At 50.4% G+C, this 989-nt stretch carries 1 protein-coding gene; it reads left to right on the forward strand.

The annotated features are described in order from the left end of the window. A partial coding sequence (locus FHK88_RS14580) for a hypothetical protein (RefSeq protein WP_227431015.1) occupies positions 1 to 989 on the forward strand: 989 nt, incomplete at both ends.

Below are 989 nucleotides of genomic sequence, written 5' to 3' on the forward strand. Positions count from 1 at the left end.
GAGAGAGGAGGAGGAAGAGGAAGAGGGGGAGAAGAGAAAGGAAGAGGAAAAGAGGAGGAAAAGGGAGAAGGAGAAGGAGAAGGAGAGGAAAGAGGGGGAAAGGGAGGAAGGGGGAAGAGGAAGAAAAGAGGGGAAAGGGGAGAAAAGAGAAAAAAGGGGGGAAGGAGGAAAAGAAGGGGGAGAAGGGGGAGGGGAAGGAGGGGGAGAGAAGAGAGAGAAAGAGGGGAGGAGAAGAAAAGAGAAAGAGGAGAAAAGAGAAGGAAAAAAAAGAAGGAGGGAAGGAGGAGAGGGAGAAAGAGAGGGGGAAAAAAGAAAAGAGGAGAGAAAAGAAAAAGAAGAAGGAGAAGGGGGGGGGGGGGAGGGAGAAAGGGAGAAAGAAAGGGGGGAAGGAAGAGAGTTAAGGAGGGGAGGAAAGAAAAGGAAAAAGGAGGGGAAGAAAAAAAGAGAAGAGAGAAAAAGAAAAAGAAAGAAAAAAGGAGAAGGGGGGAGGGAGAAAGAGAAAAGAAAAAAAAGAAAAAGGAGAGGGGGAGGGGGGGAGGGAGGAAGGAAAGGAAAAAAAGAGGAGAAGAAGGAAAAGGGGGGGAAAGAGGAAAGAAAAAAGAAGAAAAAGGAGAAGGAAAGGAGAAGGGAGGGAGAGGAAAGGAAAGAAAGAAGGGGAAGAAGAAAGAGAAAGAGGGAAAGAGAAGGGAAAAGGGGAGAAGGGAGGGGGGGGGGGAAGGAAAGGGGGGGGGAGGGGGAGGGAAGAGGAGAGAAGGGGGGAAGGGAAAAAAAGAGGGGGAGGGAGGAGGGAGGAAAGAAGAAGGGAAAAGGAAGGGGGGGAAGAGGAGAAGAAAAAAGGAAAAGGGGAGAAGAGGAGGAGGAAGGGGGAGGGGGGAGAGGAGAGAAAAAAAGAAAAGGGAGGGAAAAGAGGGAGGAAAGAGGGGAGAAAGGGGGAAGAGAAGAAAGGGAAAGAAGAGGAAAAAGAGGGGGAGAAGGGGAGAGGGGAGAGG

Source organism: Psychrobacter sp. I-STPA6b (assembly GCF_020662265.1).
Lineage (GTDB): Bacteria > Pseudomonadota > Gammaproteobacteria > Pseudomonadales > Moraxellaceae > Psychrobacter.